Raw genomic sequence first — 23,139 nt, 5'->3', positions numbered from 1 at the left:
GTCCCGTTTTCGACCGTCTTCGGACGGCCCTTGAAGCGAACCCCTATGGGCGAGCGTCCCATTTGGCAACAAATGCGGAAATTCTGGCAATATTTGCCGCGCGAGTGGATAAGCAGGTCCCATGGGTCGCGCAGATGAAACGATTATGGACGAAACGAAGGACATCCTGACGGGCCTTGCCGACCCGGCGCAACTGCGCCGCACGGTCGCGCGCTGGCAGTCGGAATGGCCGGAACCGGGCGGGACCTGCCCGATCCACGCGATGCTGATCACGATCGGCCGGATCGACACCGTGAACGTGGCCTTCGGCGAAAGCGCGGGCGACGTGGCCCTTGTCGAAGTCGCCCAGCGCATCCGTCATTTCGCTTCCGACGAATTGGAAAGCGGCGTCTGGCTCGCCGCGCGGCTCAACGGCGGCAACTTCATGCTGCTTGCGCGCGAGGAATGCAGCCGCGAACGCTGGCAATGGCTGGCCGAGGCGCTGGCCGACGCGATTGCAGGGCCCATCGTGAACCCCGAAGGCGGATCGAACCTGCGCCTCTGGCCCCGGATCGCGCTTATGCGGGCGAGCGAGCATGACGATGCCGACACCATCCTCGACCGGTTGTCGCACCTTGCAGAGCGTACCCGTCAGTCGGCCGGATCGCGCATAGCCTGGTCGAGCGGGGTCGTGGCGCAGGGCAAGCGGTCGAGCCACGAGCTGGAGGCCGACCTGCTGGCCGCAATCGACCGCGACGAGATCGAGATCCTCTTCCAGCCGCAGTTCTCGCTGGCAGACGACGCCATGATCGGCGCAGAGGCGCTGGCGCGGTGGCACCACCCGGTCATCGGCAAGGTCGGGGCGGGTGCCCTGTTCCAGATCGCCGAACGGGCCGACCACACGGCGCAGCTATCCCGGCATATTGCAGAGCGTGCGCTGCAGGGTGCGCGCAGCTGGCCGGAAGGCCTGCGCCTGTCGCTCAACATCACGCCGGCGGACCTTGCGGTAGAGAACTTCGCCCTCGATTTCGCGCGCCTGTCGGACACGGTCGGCTTTCCGATGGAGCGGGTCACGCTTGAAATCGTCGAACAGGTGCTGCTCGGCGATCTGGACCGGGTGAAGAGCGTGCTCGACCAGCTGAAACTGCTCGATTGCCGCATAGCGCTCGACGATTTCGGCGCGGGCTTCTGCAATTTCCGCTACCTGAAGGTCCTCTCGCTTGACTGCATCAAGCTCGACCGCTCGATGGTCGACGGTGTGATCGACGACGAGCGCGATCAGGCAGTGTTCCGGGCCATCATGGGCATGGCCCGCGCGCTGGATCTCAGTGTGCTGGTCGAGGGCATCGAGACCGAGGCGCAGCGGGACTTTTGCGCGCGCGAAGGCTGCGAATACTATCAGGGCTTCCTGCGGGCAGAGCCGATGACGGCGTCGGAGTTCGATCTTCTAGCCCGGGACTAGGCCTTCTCGCGCTTGCGAGCCTTGCGTGCGATCCCGGATAGGCCCTTCGTAAGCTGGAACAGGCCGTTCAGCCTGCTTTCGGGCGAATTCCACGCCCTGCTGATGACCAGTTTCATATCCGGACGCAGCTTGGCTGTGCCCTGTAGCCGGTCGACATAGGCGATGAGGCCCGGACCGTCGGGAAAATTATCCTGGTGGAACGTCACCAAAGTGCCTGCCGCGCCGACGTCGATCTTGGCGATGTTCGCCTCGATCGCCTGCAGCTTGATCCTGATCAACCTGACGAGGTTTTCCGTGGCCGAGGGGAGCGGACCGAAACGGTCGATCATCTCGGCGGCGAGCGCTTCGATCTCGGCGGCGTTCTCGGCATCGTTCAGGCGGCGATAGAGCGCCATGCGGACCGCGAGGTCGGGGACGTAGTTTTCCGGGATCATGATCGGGGCATCGACCGTGATCTGCGGGCTGACAGTCTCGGGCTTGGCTTCGAGGCCCATCTCGCCCGCCTTGGCCGCCAGGATCGCGTCTTCCAGCATCGACTGGTAGAGTTCGAAGCCGACCTCGCGGATGTGGCCCGACTGTTCGTCGCCCAGCAGGTTGCCCGCGCCGCGTATGTCGAGGTCGTGGCTCGCAAGCTGGAAGCCCGCACCGAGGCTGTCGAGATCGCCGAGGACCTTGAGGCGCTTTTCCGCGACTTCGGAAAGCTGCGTGTCCTTCTCGTAAGTGAGATAGGCGTAGGCGCGCAGTTTCGACCGGCCCACGCGTCCGCGCAGCTGGTAAAGCTGGGCGAGGCCGAAGATATCCGCGCGGTGGATGATGATGGTGTTCGCGCTCGGCAGGTCGAGCCCGCTTTCGACGATCGTCGTCGCCAGCAGAACGTCGTATTTGCCCTCGTAGAAGGCGCTCATGCGTTCTTCGATTTCGCCAGCGCTCATCTGGCCGTGCGCGGGGACGAATTTCACTTCGGGCACGTTCTCGTGGAGCCAGTCCGAGACCGCCTCCATGTCGGAGATCCGAGGCACGACGATGAAGCTCTGCCCGCCGCGATGGTGTTCGCGCAGCAGGGCTTCGCGCATCACCATGTCGTCCCATTCCATGACGTAGGTGCGCACGGCGAGCCGGTCGACGGGCGGGGTCTGGATGGTCGACAGCTCGCGCAGGCCCGTCATCGCCATTTGCAAGGTGCGCGGGATCGGCGTGGCGGTGAGCGTCAGCATATGCACGTCGGCGCGCAGCTGCTTGAGCTTTTCCTTGTGCGTGACGCCGAAGCGCTGTTCTTCGTCGACGATGACGAGGCCCAGTTCCTTGAACTTGGTATTCTTCGATAGGATCGCATGGGTGCCGACGACGATGTCGATATCGCCTTTCTCCAACCCCTCGCGCGTTTCCTTCATTTCCTTGGCGGAAACGAGGCGCGACAGGCGTCCGACCTTGAGCGGGAAGCCGTTGAAGCGTTGGCTGAAATTCTCGAAATGCTGGCGCGCGAGAAGGGTGGTCGGGGCGACCACGGCGACCTGCTGCCCGTTCATCGCGGCGACGAAGGCGGCACGCAGCGCGACCTCGGTCTTGCCGAAGCCGACATCGCCGCACACCAGCCGGTCCATCGGCCTGCCGCTTTCGAGGTCGGACAGAACATCGGCGATGGCGCGGTCCTGGTCGTCGGTTTCCTCGTACTGGAAGCGGTCGAGGAACTGGTTGTAGGGCCCTTCTTCAACCTCGAGCACCGGCGCTTTCTTGAGCGCGCGCTGGGCTGCAACCTGCATGAGTTCGCCCGCAATCTCGCGGATTCGCTCCTTCAGGCGTGCACGGCGTTTCTGCCATGCCTCGCCGCCGAGCCGGTCGAGCTGGACCGCCTCTTCGGAAGAGCCATAGCGGCTCAGCACGTCGATATTCTCGACCGGGATGAACAGCTTGTCGCCGCCGCGATATTCGAGCTGGACGCAGTCGTGCTTCGACTTGCCCACCGCGATCGGTTCCAGGCCGAGGTATTTGCCGATGCCGTGTTCGGTATGGACGATCAGGTCGCCGACGGAGAGCGCTTGAAGCTCCGCCAGGAAGGCGTCGGCGTCCTTGCGCTTCTTCTTGCGCCGCACGAGGCGGTCGCCGAGGATGTCCTGCTCGGTAAGCAGTTCCATCTCGTCATTGGCGAAGCTGGCCTCCAAGGGGAGGACCATGGCGGCAGGCTTGCCCTTGGCCGACAGGCCGAGCGCTTCCTGCCAGCTGTCTGCGAGCGCGACGGGCTGGCCCGCTTCCTCCAAGATCGAGGCGATGCGCGAACGGCTGCCTGTCGAATAGGCGGCGAGCAGGGGGCGCTTGCCCGCCTTGCCTAACGCCTTCAGATGATCGGCCAGGACCGGATAGACATTGTCGCAGCGCGCACGCTCTGGTGCGAAATCGCGTCCCGAGCGGAAGCCGAAGCCGACGACCGTATCGCTCTCCGGCTCGTCGAAAGGCGTCGCGCGGTGGGCGGGTGCGTCGGCGAGGGCGGATTTGAACTCGTCCTGCGTCAGGTACAGCGCTTCGGGCTTCAATGGCCGGTAATTGCCCTTGGCCTGACCCGTGGTCGCCGTGCGCTGCTCGTAATAATCGGACACGTCCCCGATGCGCTCTTCAGCAGCGGCAAGCGATGCCTGGTCGATCACGACGAGATCGTCTTCGCCCAAGTGATCGAACATTGTTGTCAGGCGCTCTTCGAACAGCGGGAGCCAATGCTCCATCCCCGCGAGCCGCCTGCCGTCGCTAACCGCCTCATAAAGCGGGTCCTGCGTCGCATTGGCGCCGAACATCTCGCGATAGCGGCTGCGGAAACGCTTGATGCTGTCTTCGTCGAGCAGGGCTTCGCTGGCGGGCAGCAGCAGGTGGCTGTCGAGCCGCCCTGTGCTCATCTGAGTATTGGGATCGAAGCTGCGCAGCGATTCCAGCTCGTCGCCGAAGAAATCGAGGCGCAGCGCCTCGTCCATGCCGGAGGGAAACACGTCCACGATGGAACCGCGGATCGCGTATTCGCCCTTGTCGATCACCGTGTCGGTGCGGCTGTAGCCCTGGCGTTGCAGGAGCGCGGCAAGGCTTTCGCGGCCGATCTCGGTGCCGGGTTTGAATTCGCGCACGCTTTCGCGAATCCGGAACGGCGTGAGGACGCGCTGGAGCACTGCATTGGCCGTGGTGACGACCAGCTGTGCCTTCGCCTTGCCCGTCTGCAAGCGGTGCAGCGCGGCAAGGCGCTTGGCGCTGACCGACAGGGCCGGGCTGGCACGGTCGTAGGGGAGCGAATCCCATGCGGGGAATTCGATGACTTCCAGTTCCGGCGCGAAGAAATGTGCGGCATCCGTCACCGCCCTCATCGCGGCATCGTCGGGCGCAATGAAAACCGCGCGTCCGGTGCTTGCGCGGGCGAGGTCGGCCATGACCAGCGGCTGCGCGCCGCGCGCGACCTGAGCCAGCGTCAGCGGCTGCTTGGCTTTGAGGATGCGGGAAAGGTCGGGCATTGAAGGGACAGCGCGATAACGCGCCGCGTGTTCCCGTCAACGCACTATTGCGCGCTCAGCGCGGAATATCGACGTAATCGAGCTCTTGCATCTTGGCCATCAGCGCGCCTTCGAAACGCGGCGGCGTGGGCTGGGTCTTGAGCGCCCAGGCCATAACGTCGACATCGTCCTCTTCCAGGAGGGCTTCGAACCAGGCCAGTTCTTCCGCGCCCCAATCCGCGTGATAGCGGTCGAAGAAGCCGCCGATCATGTAATCGGCTTCGCGGGTGCCGCGGTGCCAGGCGCGAAACCGGGCGCGCTGTTTCCTGCCTTCGAAGGTGAGCAATTCTGCCATGGCTGCGCGGGTAGGGCACTCGCCAAATGCGCGCAAGCGGCTATAGCGCAAATCACTATGCGGCCCGACGTGCTCAATCCCCTGTTCGCCGAAACCGACACGCTGGACGGCGTGGGTCCGAAGCTGAAGAAGCCGCTGGAGAAACTGGGCCTCACGCGGATCAGGGACGTCGCCTATCACCTGCCCGATCGCTTCGTCACGCGGCGCGCGGTCGAAACGCTGGATGAGGCCGGCGAGGGCGAGAATATCGTCATCCGCCTGATGGTGACCGAACATCGCGGCGGCAGGTTGCCGCGCGCGCCCTATCGCGTGCTGGCGCAGGACAGCATCGGAAATGTACTGTCGATCACTTATTTCGGGCGGGCTTCCTATACTGCGAAAAAACAGCTGCCGGTGGGCGAGACCCGCTGGGTGGCGGGCAAGCTGGAACGGTACGGCGACATGCTCCAGATGGTGCATCCCGACCACGTGGTGGAAGAAGGCGGCGATACTCTCCAGCGGTTGTGCGAGCCGGTCTATCGCCTGTCGGAAGGCCTGACGCAGCCGAAAGTCGCAGGGCTTGTCGGGCAGGCGCTGGACCGTTGTCCCGCTCTGCCGGAATGGATCGAGCCGACACAGGTCGACAAGCACGACTGGCCCGCCTGGCAGGAAGCCATGCGCCTTGCGCACAAGGGCGAGCACAAGGCCGCGCGCGACCGGCTGGCTTACGACGAACTGCTGGCCAATGCGCTGGCGCTGATGCTGGTCCGGGCGGACAACCGCAAGCGCAAGGGCCAGCCGCTGCAGGGCGACGGCAGCTATCGCGGGAAACTGGACCTGCCGTTCCCGCTGACGGGCGCGCAGAAGCGGTCCATTGCCGAAATCGAAGGCGACATGGCGCAGGAAGCGCCCATGCTGCGCCTGCTCCAGGGCGATGTCGGTGCGGGTAAGACCGTCGTCGCGCTGGAGGCGATGCTGATCGCGGTAGAGGCAGGGGCGCAAGCCGCCTTGCTGGCCCCGACGGAAATCCTCGCTCGCCAGCACTACGAGAGCCTGCGCCGCATGGCCGAACCGACCGGAGTACAGGTCGCGCTGCTCACCGGACGCGACAAGGGCAAGGCGCGCGAAGCGACACTGATGGGGCTGCTGGACGGCAGCATCGACATCGTCGTCGGCACCCATGCGATTTTCCAGGACAAGGTGGCCTATCGCAATTTGGCCATGGTCGTGATCGACGAGCAACACCGCTTCGGGGTCGGGCAGCGGCTGATGCTCGCGAGCAAGGGCAAGCGCGCACCGCATGTGCTCGCCATGACCGCCACTCCGATCCCGCGCACGCTGACGCTGGCGCAATATGGCGAACTCGATGTGAGCAAGCTGGACGAGCTTCCGCCCGGCCGCCAATCGATCGACACGGTGGTTATGGGGCAGGACAGGATCCCCGCGCTGGCGGAGCGGCTGGCCGCGCAGTTCGAGCAGGGAAGGCAGGCCTTCTGGGTCTGCCCGATGGTGCGCGAAATGGACGGGCCGGAGGAAATCGCCGCGGCCGAGGCGCGCTATGCCTCGCTGAAGGAGCGGTTCGGCGACGACGTGGTGATGGTCCACGGCCAGCTGGCACCGGAAATGAAGGACGCCGCGATGGAGCGCTTCGCCCGCGGTGATGCGCGCCTGCTGGTGGCGACCACGGTCATCGAGGTCGGGGTTGACGTTCCCAATGCGACGCTGATGGTGATCGAGCAGGCCGAACGCTTCGGACTGGCGCAATTACACCAGCTTCGCGGACGCGTCGGGCGCGGGAGCGAGAAGAGTTTCTGCGTCCTGCTCCACGGCGAAAACCTGTCCGAAACCGCGCAGAAACGGCTGGCGCTGATGCGGGAGACGCAGGACGGCTTCCTGCTTGCCGAAGAAGACCTGCGCCTGCGCGGTGGAGGCGAATTGCTCGGCACGCGGCAATCGGGCGATACGCCGTTCACCATCGCCAGTTTCGAACAGATCACAGAGCTGCTGCCCAAGGCCCACGACGATGCGCGTCTGTTGATGGAGCGCGACGGCGGGCTGGAAGGCAAGCGCGGGGAGGCGGCGCGGATCCTGCTCTATCTCTTCGAACGCGACTTCGGCGTGAAAACCCTGCGCGGAGGCTAGAAGCCGAGCGTATCGAGCTCGCGCTCGACGGCGGGCCGGTAGCTGACGCCGAACAATCTCACGTGGAGCAGCCACATCCACAGCCGGTAGACCGGCTGCCGTTCGCGCCACCCTGCTTCAAGATCGAGCGCGGCGAAGAACCTTTCGGGGGGATGATCGAAAACGGTTAGGCTCGCCGCGTCGACCTCGCGATCGCCCCAGCAGGCGCAAGGATCGATCAGCCCGGTTATCCGGTTGCCCGACGCCAGCACATTCCCGCCCCACAAGTCGCCATGCACAAAGGAGGCGTCAGGGTTCGCCGGAATAATTGCGTCCAGCGCAGCGGCAAGCTTCTCGATCCGCCTGCCGAGCGATGCCTCGAGGTGCGGAAGATGGCAGGCCAGACGTCGCTCGGCCCAGAAGCGCGACCAGCTGTCCGCCGGCGCGTTTTCGACGCGGACGTGACGCAAGACATAATCCTCGTGCCAGCCGTAAGTCTCGCTGGTCAGCTCGCGCAATCCGTGGAGCGCTTCGGCAAGGCTATCCCACGCATCGCCAAGCCCGCTTCGCGCTACAAGATGCTCGATAACCATTACATCATCGCGGCAGCCGATTACCCTCGGCGAGGGGGTGGAAGCTGCCTCCATCGCGCGCAGCATTCCCGCTTCTACCGAGACGACGGGGCCGGATTTCGCCACGAATTTGCGGCCATCGGCCAGTTTTACCGCAGAGGCTCCCGATATGTCGCCGCCGCGAAAGCGCTCGATACTCTCGACCGCCGCGCCGCAAATCGCTTCGATTGTCACGCGCAGCTCCGGCGTCACGCGGTTTCCGCCAGGATGCGCTCGACCGTGCCGCGAACGTCCACGCGGGCGCCCAGTCGCGCGCCGAGCAGGGCGGTGCCGCTGACCTTGCGCTGGACGAAGAGAGTTTCGGGCGGAGGGAGGTGCCAGCTCGCCTTGTCCTTCGCGATCGGCATCACTTCCTCGCGGATTTGCGGGACGAAAGCGCGGTCGCCGAAGTCGAGTTGTCCCTCGCGCGACATTTCCGTGACCACGATATCGATCGCGCGGTCGATGCGCTCGGGATGGCGTTCGATAGCCTGCGGGGCAATGAAACCCGCAGCCACCGCTTCGTCGCGCACGCGCGGGCGATCTTCGGCAAGGCCAGCCTCCAGCAAGCGTCGGTAATCCGCCGATATTGCGGGATCGACTTTCCTTGCCGCGCCGAAATCGAGCAGCACGATCTGGCCGGTGTCAGCACGATAGCGATAGTTGGCGAAGTTGGGATCGGTCTGCATGAATCCGAAATCGAACAACTCGCGCCCGACCAGTTCAATCAAATTGGCGAAGGCCGCGTCGCGCACATCCTGCGGTTCCTCCGCCAGCGCCTCGATCGGACGTCCTTCCTCGAAACTCATCGCCAGGATTTGCGAGCGGGTAAGTGCGGGATCGAGCGTGGGAAGGGCAAAGCGATCGTCGCCTTCCAGCAATTCGGCATAGCATTGCATCATGCGGCCTTCGCGCTCGTAATCCGCTTCCTCGCGCAGCTGGGCCTTCGCCGCAGCTAGCATCGGCGCAATGTCGAGTTCCTCAGGTAAAAGTCCCGTCATCCGCAGCAGTCCGGCGACGTTATCGACGTCGGATTCAATGCTCTGCGCGACGCCGGGATACTGGACCTTGATGGCCATTGTCCGCCCGTCGCGGGTGAGGGCGCGGTGGACCTGACCGATCGATGCCGCGGCAATCGGTCTCGGCTCGAACCGCCGGAACTGCTTGCGCCAGTCCTTGCCCCATTGCTTCGCAAGAACCTTGTCGAGCTGGCGCGGCGGCATGAAATCGGCCTGTTCGCGCAGGCGGGCGAGGATGGCGGCAAGCTCGGGCGGCAGGACATCTCCCGCATCCATGGAGATCATCTGGCCCAGCTTCATCGCCGCACCGCGCATATGGGCGAGCCTGTCGGCAAGACGTTTGGCGTTGCCCGGCGTCAGCAGCATCTGGTCCATACTGGGCCGCTCACCCGCAGCAAGACGCCGTGCCCCTTCGCCCAGCGCACCGGCGACCATTCCTCCGGCAAGACCCCCGAAGCCTGCCAGCCTCCCTAGGCGGGACGAGGGAACCGAGCGCGCGCGGCGCTTGTCTTCATCAGCCATTTTCGGACAACATCACCGCGACCAGCGCCTGGGCCCCGGCATCGACCTCGCTCCAGGTAACGGCAAATCCGTCGGCGCCGCCGTAGTAGGGATCGCCGACCTCGCGTCCTTCCTGCCCGGGCACGATATCGAGCAGCATGGCGGTTTTCGCCTTGCCATTACCCGGATCGCGCCGTGCGATGTCCTGCATGTTCGACCGGTCCATGCCGATGATGAAGTCGAACTCGTGGAAGTCTTCCTTCGACAACTGCCTGCCGCGATAGCCGGTGATGTCGATCCCTTCGCTGCGGGCCTGGTCGATGCTGCGCGGATCGGGCGGCTCGCCGACGTGATAGCCAGCGGTCCCGGCACTATCGACCTTCACGTCGAGGCCTGCATTTTGAGCGGCGCGCCGGAAGGCCGCTTCGGCAAGGGGGGAGCGGCAGATGTTGCCGAGACAGACGAACAGAACGGATTGGGAAGCCATATCGCTTGAACGAGGCAGGCAGGCAGGGGTTTCCACCCGGCGGCGAATATCCGGTACGCCTAGGAGAAAGGTCGCAATGCGCATTCCGTCTTAGTCTGCTATGCTCGCGCGATGGCGAGCGAACTCAGCGAGATCGAGAGTTTCCTCAAGGCGACCGCTCCTTTCGACAGGCTCGGCGATGAGCTGGTTCGCGCCATCGTCCGCAAGATCACCGTGCGCTATTACCGGAGCGGCGATGAAATCCTGCGCAGCGGTGAGCACAATAACTTCCTCTTTGTCGTGCGATCGGGCGCGGTGGAATTGCGGCTGGCCGGCGACGAATTGACCGCGCGGCTGGAGCGAGGCGGGTGCTTCGCTTTCCCCTCGCTGCTACGCGGCGGCGAGGTACGTAATACGACGACGGCGCTGGAAGACACGCTCGCCTATTTGCTTCCGGCGGACGACTTCCATGCCTTGCGGGAAAGCTCACAAGGCTTTCGCGACTATTTCGCCGATAGCGAGCAGGAACGCATTCGCAGCGCGGTCCGCGATCTCAAACGCAATCGGTCCCACACGCTCGAACAGATCACGATCGGCTCACTGGTCCCGCACCGCGATCCGGTGTCGTGCAGTCCCAATCTTTCGATAGCCGATGCCGCCTCGCTCATGAGCGACCGGGACGTCAGCACATTGGCCGTGTGTAGCGACGGGCGGCTCAAGGGCATCTTCACGGATAAGGACCTTCGCAACCGGGTCGTCGCCATGCGCAGGTCGCTCGATGCGCCGATTGCCGACGTCATGACGCCGTCTCCGCTGACACTGCCGGAAGGGGCCAGCCTGTCCGAGGCGATGGGAATGATGGCTGCAGGCGGCTTTCGCCACATTCCGGCACTTGGCCCGACAGGTGAACTGCGCGCGATCCTGAGCGCGACCGACATCCTCGCGCATCTCGGCGATAGCGCGATCGATACCGGCATGCTGGTGTCCAATTCTGCGACGCCCGAGGCCTTGATAGCGGCCTCGAAACAGATCCCCGAAGGCTTTGCGCGGATGGAGGCGGGCGGTTTCCATGCCGAACATACGATGCGGTTCACTTCGGCGCTCGGCGAAGCGGTGCACCGGCGTGCAGCCCAGCTGGTAGAGGCGGAATTGGGATCACCGCCGGTCCCCTATGCCCTGCTGGCTTTCGGCTCGCTTGCCCGCGGCGAACAATTGGTGGGATCGGACCAGGATAACGGCATCGTCATGGACGACGCTGTGGACGGGGCAGGGCGGGAATACTTCGCGGCTCTGGGAGCGCGTGTCTCGGACATCCTGAATGATGCCGGATATGTCTATTGCAACGGCGGGATCATGGCGAAGAACGCCGATCAGCGCCTCACCATCGGCGAATGGCGTGACCGCTATTCGCGCTGGATATCCGATCCCGACGAAGACAGCATCCTGCGCGCGACGATCTTCTTCGATATGCGCGCCGTGCACGGCTCTGCCGAGCTTGCGGCGAACCTGCGCGGTCCTGTGCTGGAACAGGCGAAGTCCAGCCCGCTGTTCATCAGCTATCTGGCGCGCGACGCCCAGCGAAGCCGTGTGCCGCTGGGCATATTCCGCAACCTGGTGCTGGAAAAATCGGCGGACGGCGAGAAGGTGTTCGACGCCAAGGCGCAGGCAATCCTCCCGGTCATCGATATCGCCCGCAGCCTTGCATTGTCCGAAGGCATTGCAGCCGTCGGCACGCTAGAACGGCTGGATGCGCTGGCCGAGGCAGGCAAGATGGCGCGGGGCGATGCGGAGAGCCTGAAGGACGCATTCCTGCTCGTGAACGAGCTTCGCATCGCACATCAGGCAGCGCAAGTGCGCGCCGGCATCGCGCCCGACAACCGCATCGCCCCGGCGACGCTTTCGCCCCTGGAGCGCGATTACCTGAAGGATGCATTCTCCGTCGTCCGGGCTGGGCTGGAATCGCTCAAGCGCAATCTGGCGGGCGGCATTGCGTGAACGGTTGGGCCGCTGGCGTTTCGCACGCGGCCTCAAAGCCTGTACTGCGGCCGACGACGAGGTCCTGACCCAGTACGCCGGTGCGGCATGGCCTTCGCCGGACATTCCCGCACGCGAGGCGCCGCTGCTTGCGCTCGATTTCGAACTCGATGGCCTAGCGCGAAATGCCCACGTCCTGCAGGCGGGTTGGATCGGTTTCGATAGCAGCGGGATTGCCCTCGCAGGAGCGCGTTCGGTCGATGTGCGCAGTCTCAGGCAGTTGGACGATAGTGCTGTCGCGGTACACGGCATCGGCGAAGAACGGGCGCGGCAGGGCGTCGCATTGCAAGAGGCGGCACGCAGCTTCCTTGGCGACCTTGCGGGCAGGATACTGGTCGCCCACGGCGCATCCATCGAGCGCGATGTCATCCGGCGGATATCCAAGGCGATGTTCGGTATCGAAGCGCCGGTGTGCTCGATCTGCACGTTGCAACTGGAACGAAGGATCAGCCCCAATCTGGTGGGTAGCGATGCCTATCGCCTGTCGGCCGCGCGCAAGCGGCATAATCTGCCCGGTTACGCCCAGCACGACGCCTTGTCCGACGCCCTGGCGGCTGCCGAACTGTTCCTTGCGCAGCTGTCCAGGCTGCCGGCGGACGTCAGGTTGGGTTCGCTCGAAAGCTGGTAGCGCGCCCTATTAGACTTATGTCGCTCTCGCCCTTGTGACGCCTCTTCCATAGCCTCGTGAAGAAGCTCCCGAATCTGCGGGTGCTCGACACATAGGAGGAAGGGGGAGGCCATGGCCGAAACAAACGAAACCCATGAAACCAGCGAAGCGGAGGGCGCCTACTGGCGCGACAATATCCGCCTGCTGGTCAGTCTGATGGCGATCTGGTTCGCCTGTTCCTTCGGGGCGGGCATCCTTTTCCGCGAGTGGCTCGACCAGTTCATGCTCGGCGGATACCCGCTCGGCTTCTGGTTCGCCCAGCAGGGTTCGATCTACATCTTCATCGCACTCATCGTCTTCTACGTCGTCAGGATGAAGAAGCTCGAGCGCAAGTACGATCTCGACGACTGAGGAGGCGATCGTGGACACACAGACCCTGATCTACATTTTCGTCGGCCTCAGTTTCGCACTGTACATCGGTATCGCGATCTGGTCGCGCGCCGGTTCGACGAAGGAATTCTACGTTGCCGGCGGCGGGGTGAACCCGGTCGTCAACGGCATGGCGACAGCGGCCGACTGGATGAGCGCGGCAAGCTTCATCTCGATGGCCGGCCTCATCGCATTCCTCGGCTATGATGCGTCGGTCTACCTGATGGGCTGGACCGGCGGCTACGTGTTGCTGGCGTTGTTGCTTGCGCCTTACCTGCGCAAGTTCGGCCAGTTCACCGTGCCCGATTTCATCGGCACGCGGTACTATTCCAAGACCGCGCGCGTGGTGGCAGTGATCTGCCTGATCTTCATCAGCTTCACTTACATCGCAGGCCAGATGCGCGGCGTGGGAATCGTATTCTCGCGCTTTCTGGATGTGCCGATCACGCTCGGAGTGATCATCGGCATGGGCATCGTCTTCGTCTACGCCGTGCTCGGCGGGATGAAGGGCATCACCTATACGCAGGTCGCGCAATATTGCGTGCTGATCTTCGCCTATATGGTCCCGGCCTTCTTCCTGAGCTTCATGATCACGGGCAATCCGATCCCGCAGATCGGCCTGGGGTCGACGGTCGACGACGGGTCCGGGCAATACGTCCTGCAGAAACTGAACCTCGTGCTCTCCGACCTGGGCTTCGGGAATTATACCGACGGCTCCAAGAGCATGATCGACGTGTTCTGCATCACGCTGGCCCTGATGGTTGGTACGGCAGGTCTGCCGCACGTCATCGTGCGCTTCTTCACCGTGCCCAAGGCATCGGACGCACGTAAGTCGGCGGGCTGGGCGCTGGTCTTCATCGCCCTGCTGTACACCACCGCTCCGGCAGTCGGCGCCTTCGCCCGTCTCAACTTCATCGATACGGTAAACGAGACGAGCTATTCCGAGGCACCCGGCTGGTTCAAAAACTGGGAGCGTAATGACCTCATCGCCTTCCAGGACAAGAACAATGACGGCGTAATGCAGTACCGCAGCGGCGACGCCTTCGAAGGCGCGCCGGAATTCGCGGAAGGTACCGGCCCCTCCGGCGAGCGTGTGGTGACCAACGCTCCTGTCACCGACAGCGAGAACGAGGTCTATGTCGACCGCGACATCATGGTGCTGGCCAATCCGGAAATCGGCAATCTGCCGGGATGGGTGATTGCGCTGGTCGCAGCCGGCGGCCTCGCCGCGGCCTTGTCTACGGCGGCAGGACTGTTGCTGGTGATTTCCAGCTCGGTCAGCCACGATCTGCTCAAGTCCACCTTCAAGCCGAATATCTCGGAGAAGGGTGAGCTGCTCGCGGCCCGTGTCGCGGCGACGGCGGCAATCGTGGTGGCGGGCTATCTCGGCATCTACCCGCCGGGATGGGTGGCACAGGTCGTGGCCTTCGCCTTCGGACTTGCCGCAGCCAGCCTGTTCCCTGCGATCTTCATGGGCATCTTCTCCAAGTCCATGAACAAGGAGGGCGCCATTGCCGGCATGGTTGTGGGTCTGGTCTTTACCTTCGGGTACATCTTCTACTTCAAGTTGATGAACCCGGCGGCGAATGTCGCGGGCAACTGGCTGTTCGGTATCTCGCCCGAAGGCATCGGCGTGGTCGGCATGGTGCTGAACTTCGCTGTCGCGATCGCGATCTCGAAGGTCACTGCCAGCCCGCCGGTCGAAATCCGCAAACTGGTGGATTCGATCCGCGTACCGCGCGGTGCAGGCGATGCCCACGCGCATTGAGCGTGACGGGTCGTAGATGGAAAGGGCGGTGCCGACAGGTACCGCCCTTTTCGTTGCATAATCGGGCGCTTGCGATAGCTTCGATACCGGAGGGAGGAATGCGATGCTGTTCGGCGCCGCGATTGCAGCAGCGACACTGTATCTGATCGCCCTGTTCTGGCTTGCCGCGCGCCAGGACCGCCGGGCGGAAGAAGGGTACGCGCCGTCGCGCCGCCGGACGGATTGGATCTACGGCCTCAGCCTTGCGGTCTATTGCACCAGTTGGACCTTTTTCGGCGGCGTCGGATCTGCCGCGAATAGCGGGCTCCATTACCTTCCGATCTACCTTGGCCCGATCCTGGTTTTCACCTTCGGCTTCGGCCTGGTGCGCCGCATCCTTGCCCAGGCCAAGGCGCAGCATTCGACCTCGATCGCGGATTTCCTGTCCGCTCGATACGGCAAGAGCGCGAGCGTGGCGGCGCTGGTCACTATCATCGCAACGGTCGGATCGCTGCCCTACATGGCCCTGCAATTGCAATCGGTCGGCAGTTCGCTGCTTGCGCTCGATCCCGAATTGCAAGCGAGCGTTTCGGCGCAAGAGCTTGTCCTGCTGGTCGCTGCCAGCATGGCGTTGTTCGCCATCCTGTTCGGCTCGCGGCGCGGAGACAGGGCAGGTGACAATGCCGGTCTCGTCCTGACAATCGCCGTAGAATCCGTGGTGAAAATCCTGGCGCTGCTGGCAGTCGCTGCGCTGGCCGTGGCGGTCCTTGCAGGTGTCCCGGCAGAAGCCACGGTGTCTCCCTTTTCGATGGCGCAGCTGGACGCGCGTTTCGTCATCCTGACGATTATTGCTGGGTGCGCGGCCCTGTGCCTGCCGCGCCAGTTCCACATGGCCTTCGTCGAAGCGCAGACCGATCGCACGACGCGAACCATGCAGTGGCTATTCCCCGCCTATCTGGTCCTAACGTCGCTGGTCATCGTGCCCATCGTGCTCGCAGGACTGGCGGTGCTGCCACAAGGCACGCAGGCCGACATGATCGTGATGGCCTTGCCGCTTGCGACGGGCAGCGAGGCTTTGGCGCTGCTTGTGTTCATTGGCGGATTCTCGGCGTCCACCGGAATGATCGTGGTGGCCAGCGTGGCCCTGTCGACGATGATCACGAACGACCTTGTTTCCCCGCTGCTGTTCCGCAGGGAATTGCGCGGCACGGGCGATCGCACCCGGCTCGCCGCACGCCTCCTCATGGTGCGCCGCCTCATCATCGCGGCTCTGCTGTTCCTCGCCTATCTCTTCTATCTCGGCTTCGGAGCGGTGGCGGACCTTGCAGGGCTCGGCACGCTGGCATTTGCCGCCATGGCACAATTCGCACCCGGCCTCGTGCTCGGGGTCACGAGCCGCCACGGGAACAAGGGAGGCATGGTTTCCGGCCTGGTTGCAGGCTTTGCATGCTGGCTGGTCCTCCTGATCGTGCCCGCAGCGACGGGCGAACCGGCAGTTTTCGCCATCCATCCCGATCCGCTGGTTTCGGGCGTATTGCTCAGCCTCGGGGTCAATATCGCGGCCTACTGGATGGGGTCGGCAGTGAGCCGCGAGACACTGGTCGATGCCGCGCAGGCTGCCGCTTTCGTTGGAACGACGCCGCCGGGCACGCGGCCGGGGTTCGTCACGGCCAAGCGCGTGGCCGACATCCGCTTGCTGCTCGCCCAATTCGTCGGCCAGAAGCGCGCGAGTGCCGCAATCGAGGCGATGGGGGCGGGCCTTCGCGACAGCGATCCTGCGGACCAGGAGATGCTGGCGATGGTGGAGCGCACGATTGCGGGCGTTGTCGGCACTTCGTCGGCGCGCATGCTTTTGTCGAGCTGGTCGCAGGGTGATCCCGTGCCGCTCGAACAGGTGGTCGCCATGTTCGACGAGACCAATCGGCGTCTTACCTTCAGCGGAGACCTGTTGCAGCTCGCGATCGAGAACATAGACCAAGGCGTGGCGCTGGTGGACAAGGACATGAACCTCGTCGCCTGGAACAGCCGATACCAGGAGATGTTCGCCCTGCCGGATGAATTGGCGAGCGTTGGCACCCCGATCGCCGACCTGATCCGCTTTAACCTGCGGCAGAGCGGCACACCCGACGCGGAAATCGAGCTCCAGGTCTCTCGCCGGCTAGAACACATGCGCGCAGGCCGCCAGCACCGGATGGAACGCGAACAGCATGACGGGCGGATCATGCGGATCGTCGGCAATCCGGCGCCCGGCGGCGGCTATGTGACCAGCTACAGCGACGTGACAGCCGACCGCAGGGCAGAGCAGGCGCTCGAATCCAAGGTGGCGGAGCGCACGCAGCAATTGAGCGAGGCCAATGCGGCGCTCGAAGCGGCTACGCGCTCCAAGACGCGCTTTCTCGCGGCTGCCAGCCATGACCTGATCCAGCCACTCAACGCGGCCCGCCTGTTCGCCTCGGCCTTGGGCGAAGAGGTGCGGGGCAGGGACCAGCTGGTGCGGCTGGTCAAGGATCTCGACGGCTCGATCACCTCGGCCGACCGCCTGATCCGCGCCTTGCTCGATATTTCCAAGCTGGACGGTGGCGGCATCGAACCCCGCATGGAACCGGTCGCGCTCGACGATATTTTCGACGAGATCATGCGCGAGTTTGCCGTGCAGGCACACAGCAAGGGCCTGCGGTTTGCGCGCGTTCGCAGCAGCGCATGGATCCTGACCGACCGCGCCCTGATGGCGAGCATCGTGCGTAACCTCATGAGCAATGCGATCCGCTACACGCAAAGCGGCGGCGTGCTCTTGGGCGCAAGAAGGGTTGGTGACGGGATCGATCTATGCGTTTGCGACACGGGTCCCGGCATTCCGGAAAAGGACGTCGAGCGGTTGTTCGACGAATTCCAGCGCGGGGAAACCAGCGACAGGGAAGGGCTGGGGCTTGGCCTCGCGATCGTCAGGCGCATTGCGGCCTTGCTGGATGTAGAGGTCGAGACGCGCTCCGTGGTGGGGCAGGGCACCACTTTCGCGGTGCGCCTGCCGGTTCTGCGCTGGGGTGCGCGGACAGCGGCCCCTCCGAGACGCAAGGCCTCGACGCTGGCCAATGCGCGCGTGCTCGTGGTCGATAACGATCCCGCCGCCCTCAGTGCGACCACCGCATTGCTGAAGAGATGGGGACTGGAGGTTGACTGCGCGCACGGCGAAGAAGAGGCGCTTCGTGCCGCGCCCACGGCGCCTGACGTCGCGCTCATGGATTTCCGCCTCGATGGCGATGCGCGCGGCGATGGCGTCTACGAAAAGCTGTCCGCGCACTGGGGTACACGCCCTCCGGCCATATTGCTGACTGCCGAAGCGGGAGAGGAGACGGAGCAAGCCGCACGACGCATGGGGGCCAATCGCCTGCTCAAGCCATCTTCGCCCGCCGCATTGCGAGCGCTGATCTCCGATTGCGTTGCCCGCAGCGGGACCGCCAGTCAGCCCGAGGCGGATTCCGCCGCTTCCTGATCCACGACCAGTTTCGCCGCCAACAATACGGCCTGCGTACGGTTCACCACGCCAAGCTTGCGGAAAATCGCCGTGATGTGGGCTTTGACGGTCGCTTCGCTGATATTCAGTTCGTAAGCGATCTGCTTGTTGAGCAGGCCCTCGTTGAGCTGTGCCAGGATACGCCGCTGGGCAGGGGTGAGCGTCGCGATCTTCGCCAGGTCTTCGTCAGGTTCGGCATCGGTCTCGGGAAACCATTCATCGCCGTCCCTGACGCAGGCGAGGGCATCGCGCATCTGCTCCAGCGGCGCGGATTTCGGAATGAAGGCCGCAGCGCCGAGCTGGCTGGCCGCCGCATAGACGCGCGGATCCTCGCTCGCCGAAACGATAGCCACGGGAAGGGCGGGGAAGTCCTGCCGGAAGTCCATCAGCGCGGACAATCCGCGCGAATCTTCCATGTGCAGGTCCAGCAACAGCGCTTCCGCACCGGTTTCCACTTCCGCGCGCGCCTGTGCGGCAGAAGAGGCCTCCACGATCTCCGCATCGGGCCAGACCTTGCCCACCGCATGGCTCAACGCCGTGCGGAAAAGCGGGTGGTCATCGGCGATGATAATGCGCTGCGTCATGGGCAATCAGCGGTTCTGCCGTCCCTCGATCAGCCGCTCGACTAGGCTGGGATCGGCGAGGGTGGAGGTATCGCCCAGGGAACCGTAATCGTTCTCCGCGATCTTGCGCAGGATCCGGCGCATGATCTTGCCGGACCGCGTCTTGGGAAGGCCGTCGGTGAACTGTATGTGGTCGGGCGAGGCGATCGGGCCGATTTCCGTCCGGACATGGTTGCGCAGTTCGGTATAAAGCGCGTCGGACCCGTCCTCGCCCGCGTTGAGCGTGACGTAGCAGTAGATGCCCTGGCCCTTGATGTCGTGCGAGTATCCGACGACCGCGCTTTCCGCGACCAGCGGGTGCGAGACCAGCGCGCTTTCCACCTCGGCGGTCCCCATGCGGTGGCCGGACACGTTGATCACATCGTCCACGCGGCCGGTGATACGGTAATAGCCGTCCTCGTCGCGCTTGCAGCCATCGCCGGTGAAATATTTGCCGGTGTATGTGCTGAAATAGGTCTGCACGAAGCGGTCGTGATCGCCGTAAACGGTCCGAGCCTGGCCGGGCCAGCTGTGGGTGATGCACAAATTGCCCTCGTTCGCGCCTTCCAGAACCGCACCGTCGTTATCGACCAGCTGGAGCCGGACGCCGAAGAAAGGCAGTCCGGCGCTGCCCGGCTTCATGTCATGCGCACCGGGCAGGGTGGTCAGCATGCAGCCGCCCGTTTCAGTCTGCCACCAGGTGTCGATGATCGGGCAGCGCTCTTCCCCGACCACTTCAAAATACCAGCGCCATGCTTCCGGGTTGATCGGCTCGCCGACTGTCCCGAGCAGGCGGAGCGACGAGCGGTCGTGCCTGGTCACGAAGTCGTCGCCTTCGCGCATCAGCGCGCGGATCGCCGTGGGTGCGGTGTAGAGAATGTTGACCTTGTGCTTTTCGACCACCTGCCAGAAGCGGCCGTGATCGGGATAATTCGGCACGCCTTCGAAGATGACCTGCGTGGCCCCATTCAGCAGCGGCCCGTAAGCGATATAGCTATGCCCGGTGACCCAGCCGATATCCGCTGAACACCAGAAGACTTCACCCGGCTGGTAATCGAAAATGTAATTGAACGTCGTTGCCGTCCACACGCCATAGCCACCGGTCGTATGTACCACGCCCTTGGGCTTTCCGGTGGAACCGGAGGTGTAGAGGATGAAGAGCGGATCCTCGGCATCCATCGGCTCGCACGGGCAATCCGCGTCGGAGCGTACGTCGTGGTACCAGTGGTCGCGGCCCTCGGTCATCGGGACGTCTGCGCCGGTGTGTTTCACCACCAGCATCCCGTCGAGCGGAGTATCGTGATCCGGCTCTGCCAGGGCGGCATCGACATTGGTTTTCAGCGGCACCCGCTTGCTACCGCGCAGGCCTTCGTCTGCGGTCACGACGAAACGGCTGCCGCAGCCCTCGATACGGCCGGCCAGCGCCTCGGGCGAAAAACCGCCGAACACTACCGAATGGATCGCCCCGAGCCTCGCGCACGCAAGCATCGCCAGCACGCCTTCGATGATCATCGGCATGTAGATCGTCACACGATCGCCCTTCTTCACACCGATGGCCTTGAGGGCGTTTGCCATAGCGACGACTTCGGACTGCAGTTCGCGGTAGGTGAGGGTGCGTCCCGCGCTCTGGGGATCGTCCGGCTCGAAAATCAGGGCCGTCGCATCAGGTCGCGAGGCGGCATGGCGATCCACTGCATTGTGGCAGAGGTTGAGCTTCCCGTCGGCGAACCACGCGATGTCGACCGGGTCGAAAGACCACTCACCGCCCTTGGTCGGTGCCTTCACCCAGTCCAGCCGCTCCGCCTGCCCGAGCCAGAACGCATCGCTGTCTTCCACCGAACGGCGATACATCGTCTCGTAGTCGCTGCTGGTGCAGTGCGTGGCTGCCGAACTCTGCGGGCGTTTGACGGTGTCGAGCATGAAAGTGTCTCCCTTCAGCGACGGCATAGCAGGTAAGCGGCCAGTCGCGCTTTCAGACGAAGGTCTTACGACCAATCGCCCATTTATCCAGTCCAGCCTTGCCCACCATAATCGCCCGACAAGAAAAAGAGGGAGGTTGGAATGACTGGGAAGTCCTTGAAATTGGCGCTGCGAACCGGCTTGCTCACTTCGACCTGCCTGTTTGCCGTGCCCGCTTCGGCGCAGGATGCCGACGTCGAACAGCGGCTCGAGAGGCTCGAAGCCCTCGTCATGCAATTGGTGGAACGCCTCGACGCCAAGGATGGCGAAATGGATGCGGCCCGTGCGGAAACCGTCGCGGCCACACAGCAGGCGCTGGCCGAAACCCGCGCGCTGCAGCTGCGGCAGGAAGAACTCGCTGCGCAGATCGACGAACCCAAGAAGCAGGAAGACAAGGGCTTCCGCGTGGGCAACACAACGGTTTCCTACGCCGGCTATGTGAAGCTCGACGCGATCAGCCAGCGTACCAGCGGCGGCCAGGTCGCCTCCGGCAGTATCGTGCGCGACTTCCTGATCCCCGGGGCCATCCCCGTCGGAGGAGACGGGTCGGGCTGGGACACGGATTTCAATGCGCGCCAATCGCGTTTCATCTTCAAGACCGCGACCGATGTCGGTGCCGAACATACGCTCAATTCTCAGATCGAGCTCGACTTCATGGTCACGCCCGACGGCGACGAGCGGGTTTCCAACAGTTACACACCGCGACTGCGCCAGGCTTTCATCACTTATGACAACTGGCTGTTCGGCCAGGCCTGGACGACCTTCCAGAATGTCGGCGCCCTGCCGGAAAGCCTCGATTTCATCGGCACGACGCCGGGCACGATCTTCGCCCGCCAGCCGATGATCCGCTACACCGACGGCGGCTTGATGCTGGCGGTGGAGCAGCCCGAGACGACCGTGACATCGAGCACGGGCGCACGGGTGATAGCGGGCGACGATTCGCTCCCCGAACTCGTTGCCCGCTATAATTTCAGCGGCGACTGGGGCTCGCTGTCCGCATCGGGCATCCTGCGCAATCTCAAGATTTCGGAAGACGATTTCGGCACCGATGGCGACAGCGCCATGGGGTACGGGGTCAGCCTGTCCGGCAAGCTCAAGCTGGGCGAACGCGACGATTTCCGGTTCATGGGAACGGTGGGTGACGGGTTGGGGCGCTATATCGGCCTCAACATCGTCAATGATGCCGCGCTGGACCTCGACGGCGAACTCGACCCGATCTTCACCTATTCGGGCTTTGGCGCATACCGCCACATGTGGTCCGACAAGGTCCGCTCCAACATTGCGGCGTCCTATTTCAAGGCCGACAATCCGGTATTGCTGACCTCCGGTGCGGTGACCGACGAAAGCTGGAACGTGCTGGCGAACATCATCTATTCGCCCGTCGAACCGGTCGATATCGGGATCGAGTATATGTATGCCGAGCGCACGCTGGAAAACGGCCAGTCGGGCAATCTGCAGAAGATCCAGGTCTCGACGAAATACTCGTTCTGACTTCAGCGCATATAAGCCCGAAAACGAAAACGCGCCGCTGGTGGCTGGATGTTCCCGAGGGAATGCCAGTCCGCCGCGGCGCGACTTTCGTTCGTGATCGAAATGGTCGGGGAGAGAGGATTCGAACCTCCGGCCCCTGCCTCCCGAAGACAGCAATCTCAGGTGCAGATGGCGGGATACGGTGCTTTTCTCTTATCTCCAAACATCGGAAAACACCATAAATGCCCACATGATAGTTCGTTAAGGTTCAAACTGAACCGCCGACCCCTGTCTACCTTATGGGCCCAGATGGCGACTATTTGATGGTTGTGGACCTGCGGAAAGGGCAAGGGGGTGTGGCGGTCCCATGACGGCCCGGAATGAAGTCATTCTAACTCGAGAATGACACCAGAGGCACCAATCTCGGCTGGACCGTGGCTTCCGGAGTCGGCCAACGCCCCGATAGTACCCTCAATTCTTAACTTCCGACCGTAGTTCATGACATCGCCATTCACGACGCCGGTTATCAGGACATTTCCTCCAGCGCCGATCCAGATGCCCTGTCCAACGAAACCCGAAATGATCACGAGCTTTTGAGTATGCACATGGATCCAAGCTGTGGTCGTCCCAGCAAATTCACACGCCTCATCAATGGTGATGTCATCCTGAAATTCACCGACAATCCTCTTCAAATGCCCCTCCTATGAACAAGTTTAGATGTTTGAGCCTTGAACTGCGGCAACATAAGTGGATCCATTCAAGGGGAATATCACTGGTCAAAATGAAATTCCTGCTGATTAAGAGTCCATGGCGAACCCAATGTTTT

Annotated in this window: 16 protein-coding genes; 8 read left to right on the top strand and 8 right to left on the bottom strand. The window is 63.5% G+C overall.

Features of this window, described 5'->3' with window-relative positions; genetic code table 11:
* Positions 1 to 121 precede the first annotated feature (121 nt).
* Positions 122 to 1,441, top strand: coding sequence for a bifunctional diguanylate cyclase/phosphodiesterase (locus tag BM173_RS08805; protein WP_090480119.1), 1,320 nt, complete (start codon positions 122 to 124; stop codon positions 1,439 to 1,441).
* Here BM173_RS08805 and mfd read toward each other — a convergent pair.
* Positions 1,438 to 4,923 carry a transcription-repair coupling factor gene (gene mfd, locus BM173_RS08800; protein WP_090480116.1) on the bottom strand — a complete coding sequence of 1,162 codons (3,486 nt, stop codon included), beginning with the start codon at positions 4,921 to 4,923 and terminating at the stop codon, positions 1,438 to 1,440. The genes BM173_RS08805 and mfd overlap by 4 nt on opposite strands.
* A gap of 55 nt (positions 4,924 to 4,978) precedes the next feature.
* Positions 4,979 to 5,257, bottom strand: a complete 279-nt coding sequence (locus BM173_RS08795; RefSeq protein ID WP_090480114.1) for an FAD assembly factor SdhE — start codon at positions 5,255 to 5,257, stop codon at positions 4,979 to 4,981.
* 57 nt (positions 5,258 to 5,314) lie between these two features.
* Here BM173_RS08795 and recG point away from each other — a divergent pair, with 57 nt between their 5' ends.
* Positions 5,315 to 7,378 carry an ATP-dependent DNA helicase RecG gene (recG, locus tag BM173_RS08790; protein ID WP_090480111.1) on the top strand — a complete coding sequence of 688 codons (2,064 nt, stop codon included), beginning with the start codon at positions 5,315 to 5,317 and terminating at the stop codon, positions 7,376 to 7,378.
* Here the strand turns inward: recG and BM173_RS08785 are convergent.
* The 3 genes from BM173_RS08785 to BM173_RS08775 are packed head-to-tail and all read right to left on the bottom strand — an operon-like array spanning position 7,375 to position 9,975.
* Complete coding sequence (locus BM173_RS08785; RefSeq protein WP_090480107.1) at positions 7,375 to 8,181, bottom strand: fructosamine kinase family protein; 807 nt, start codon at positions 8,179 to 8,181, stop codon at positions 7,375 to 7,377. The two genes, recG and BM173_RS08785, sit on opposite strands and share 4 nt — an antisense overlap.
* On the bottom strand, positions 8,178 to 9,509 hold the full coding sequence (locus BM173_RS08780) for an ABC1 kinase family protein (protein WP_090480099.1): 1,332 nt from the start codon (positions 9,507 to 9,509) through the stop codon (positions 8,178 to 8,180). The genes BM173_RS08785 and BM173_RS08780 overlap by 4 nt, the downstream gene beginning before the upstream one ends.
* Positions 9,502 to 9,975 (bottom strand): low molecular weight protein-tyrosine-phosphatase, encoded by a 474-nt coding sequence (locus BM173_RS08775; protein WP_090480097.1) that lies wholly within the window; start codon positions 9,973 to 9,975, stop codon positions 9,502 to 9,504. Before BM173_RS08775 ends, BM173_RS08780 begins: the two co-directional genes overlap by 8 nt.
* 111 nt (positions 9,976 to 10,086) lie before the next feature.
* Between BM173_RS08775 and BM173_RS08770 the strand changes: the two genes are divergently transcribed.
* The 5 genes from BM173_RS08770 to BM173_RS08750 all read left to right on the top strand — a co-directional run bounded on the left by BM173_RS08770 (position 10,087) and on the right by BM173_RS08750 (position 18,261).
* On the top strand, positions 10,087 to 11,949 hold the full coding sequence (locus BM173_RS08770; RefSeq protein ID WP_090480094.1) for a putative nucleotidyltransferase substrate binding domain-containing protein: 1,863 nt from the start codon (positions 10,087 to 10,089) through the stop codon (positions 11,947 to 11,949).
* Complete coding sequence (locus BM173_RS08765; protein ID WP_177201848.1) at positions 11,942 to 12,616, top strand: exonuclease domain-containing protein; 675 nt, start codon at positions 11,942 to 11,944, stop codon at positions 12,614 to 12,616. The genes BM173_RS08770 and BM173_RS08765 overlap by 8 nt, the downstream gene beginning before the upstream one ends.
* A 111-nt stretch (positions 12,617 to 12,727) precedes the next feature.
* A complete protein-coding gene (locus BM173_RS08760) occupies positions 12,728 to 13,006 on the top strand; it encodes a DUF4212 domain-containing protein (RefSeq protein ID WP_090480089.1) in 279 nt (92 codons plus the stop codon).
* A gap of 10 nt (positions 13,007 to 13,016) precedes the next feature.
* Complete coding sequence (locus tag BM173_RS08755; RefSeq protein ID WP_090480086.1) at positions 13,017 to 14,792, top strand: sodium:solute symporter family protein; 1,776 nt, start codon at positions 13,017 to 13,019, stop codon at positions 14,790 to 14,792.
* A gap of 103 nt (positions 14,793 to 14,895) precedes the next feature.
* Entirely contained in the window at positions 14,896 to 18,261 is a 3,366-nt protein-coding gene (locus BM173_RS08750; protein ID WP_090480081.1) for a hybrid sensor histidine kinase/response regulator, read from the top strand.
* Here BM173_RS08750 and BM173_RS08745 read toward each other — a convergent pair.
* Together BM173_RS08745 and acs are read right to left on the bottom strand one after the other, a co-directional pair.
* Positions 18,231 to 18,866 (bottom strand): response regulator transcription factor, encoded by a 636-nt coding sequence (locus BM173_RS08745; protein WP_090480079.1) that lies wholly within the window; start codon positions 18,864 to 18,866, stop codon positions 18,231 to 18,233. The two genes, BM173_RS08750 and BM173_RS08745, sit on opposite strands and share 31 nt — an antisense overlap.
* Before the next feature lie 6 nt (positions 18,867 to 18,872).
* Positions 18,873 to 20,804 (bottom strand): acetate--CoA ligase, encoded by a 1,932-nt coding sequence (acs, locus tag BM173_RS08740; protein WP_090480346.1) that lies wholly within the window; start codon positions 20,802 to 20,804, stop codon positions 18,873 to 18,875.
* Positions 20,805 to 20,945: 141 nt separating this feature from the next.
* Here acs and BM173_RS08735 point away from each other — a divergent pair, with 141 nt between their 5' ends.
* Complete coding sequence (locus BM173_RS08735; protein ID WP_245755828.1) at positions 20,946 to 22,334, top strand: DcaP family trimeric outer membrane transporter; 1,389 nt, start codon at positions 20,946 to 20,948, stop codon at positions 22,332 to 22,334.
* A 365-nt stretch (positions 22,335 to 22,699) separates the two neighbouring features.
* Here BM173_RS08735 and BM173_RS08730 read toward each other — a convergent pair whose 3' ends face one another.
* Complete coding sequence (locus BM173_RS08730) at positions 22,700 to 23,005, bottom strand: hypothetical protein (protein ID WP_090480074.1); 306 nt, start codon at positions 23,003 to 23,005, stop codon at positions 22,700 to 22,702.
* Positions 23,006 to 23,139 lie beyond the last annotated feature (134 nt).

This window comes from Qipengyuania nanhaisediminis (genome assembly GCF_900115585.1).
Lineage (GTDB): Bacteria > Pseudomonadota > Alphaproteobacteria > Sphingomonadales > Sphingomonadaceae > Qipengyuania > Qipengyuania nanhaisediminis.
This window is presented reverse-complemented; position numbering and strand designations above follow the sequence as displayed.

Coding starts and splice junctions, on each gene's coding strand:
- BM173_RS08805 (WP_090480119.1), top strand. CDS start 122: ATGGGTCGCGCAGATGAAACGATTATGGACGAAACGAAGGACATCCTG.
- mfd (WP_090480116.1), bottom strand. CDS start 4,923: ATGCCCGACCTTTCCCGCATCCTCAAAGCCAAGCAGCCGCTGACGCTG.
- BM173_RS08795 (WP_090480114.1), bottom strand. CDS start 5,257: ATGGCAGAATTGCTCACCTTCGAAGGCAGGAAACAGCGCGCCCGGTTT.
- recG (WP_090480111.1), top strand. CDS start 5,315: ATGCGGCCCGACGTGCTCAATCCCCTGTTCGCCGAAACCGACACGCTG.
- BM173_RS08780 (WP_090480099.1), bottom strand. CDS start 9,509: ATGGCTGATGAAGACAAGCGCCGCGCGCGCTCGGTTCCCTCGTCCCGC.
- BM173_RS08775 (WP_090480097.1), bottom strand. CDS start 9,975: ATGGCTTCCCAATCCGTTCTGTTCGTCTGTCTCGGCAACATCTGCCGC.
- BM173_RS08770 (WP_090480094.1), top strand. CDS start 10,087: ATGGCGAGCGAACTCAGCGAGATCGAGAGTTTCCTCAAGGCGACCGCT.
- BM173_RS08760 (WP_090480089.1), top strand. CDS start 12,728: ATGGCCGAAACAAACGAAACCCATGAAACCAGCGAAGCGGAGGGCGCC.
- BM173_RS08750 (WP_090480081.1), top strand. CDS start 14,896: ATGCTGTTCGGCGCCGCGATTGCAGCAGCGACACTGTATCTGATCGCC.
- BM173_RS08745 (WP_090480079.1), bottom strand. CDS start 18,866: ATGACGCAGCGCATTATCATCGCCGATGACCACCCGCTTTTCCGCACG.
- acs (WP_090480346.1), bottom strand. CDS start 20,804: ATGCTCGACACCGTCAAACGCCCGCAGAGTTCGGCAGCCACGCACTGC.
- BM173_RS08735 (WP_245755828.1), top strand. CDS start 20,946: ATGACTGGGAAGTCCTTGAAATTGGCGCTGCGAACCGGCTTGCTCACT.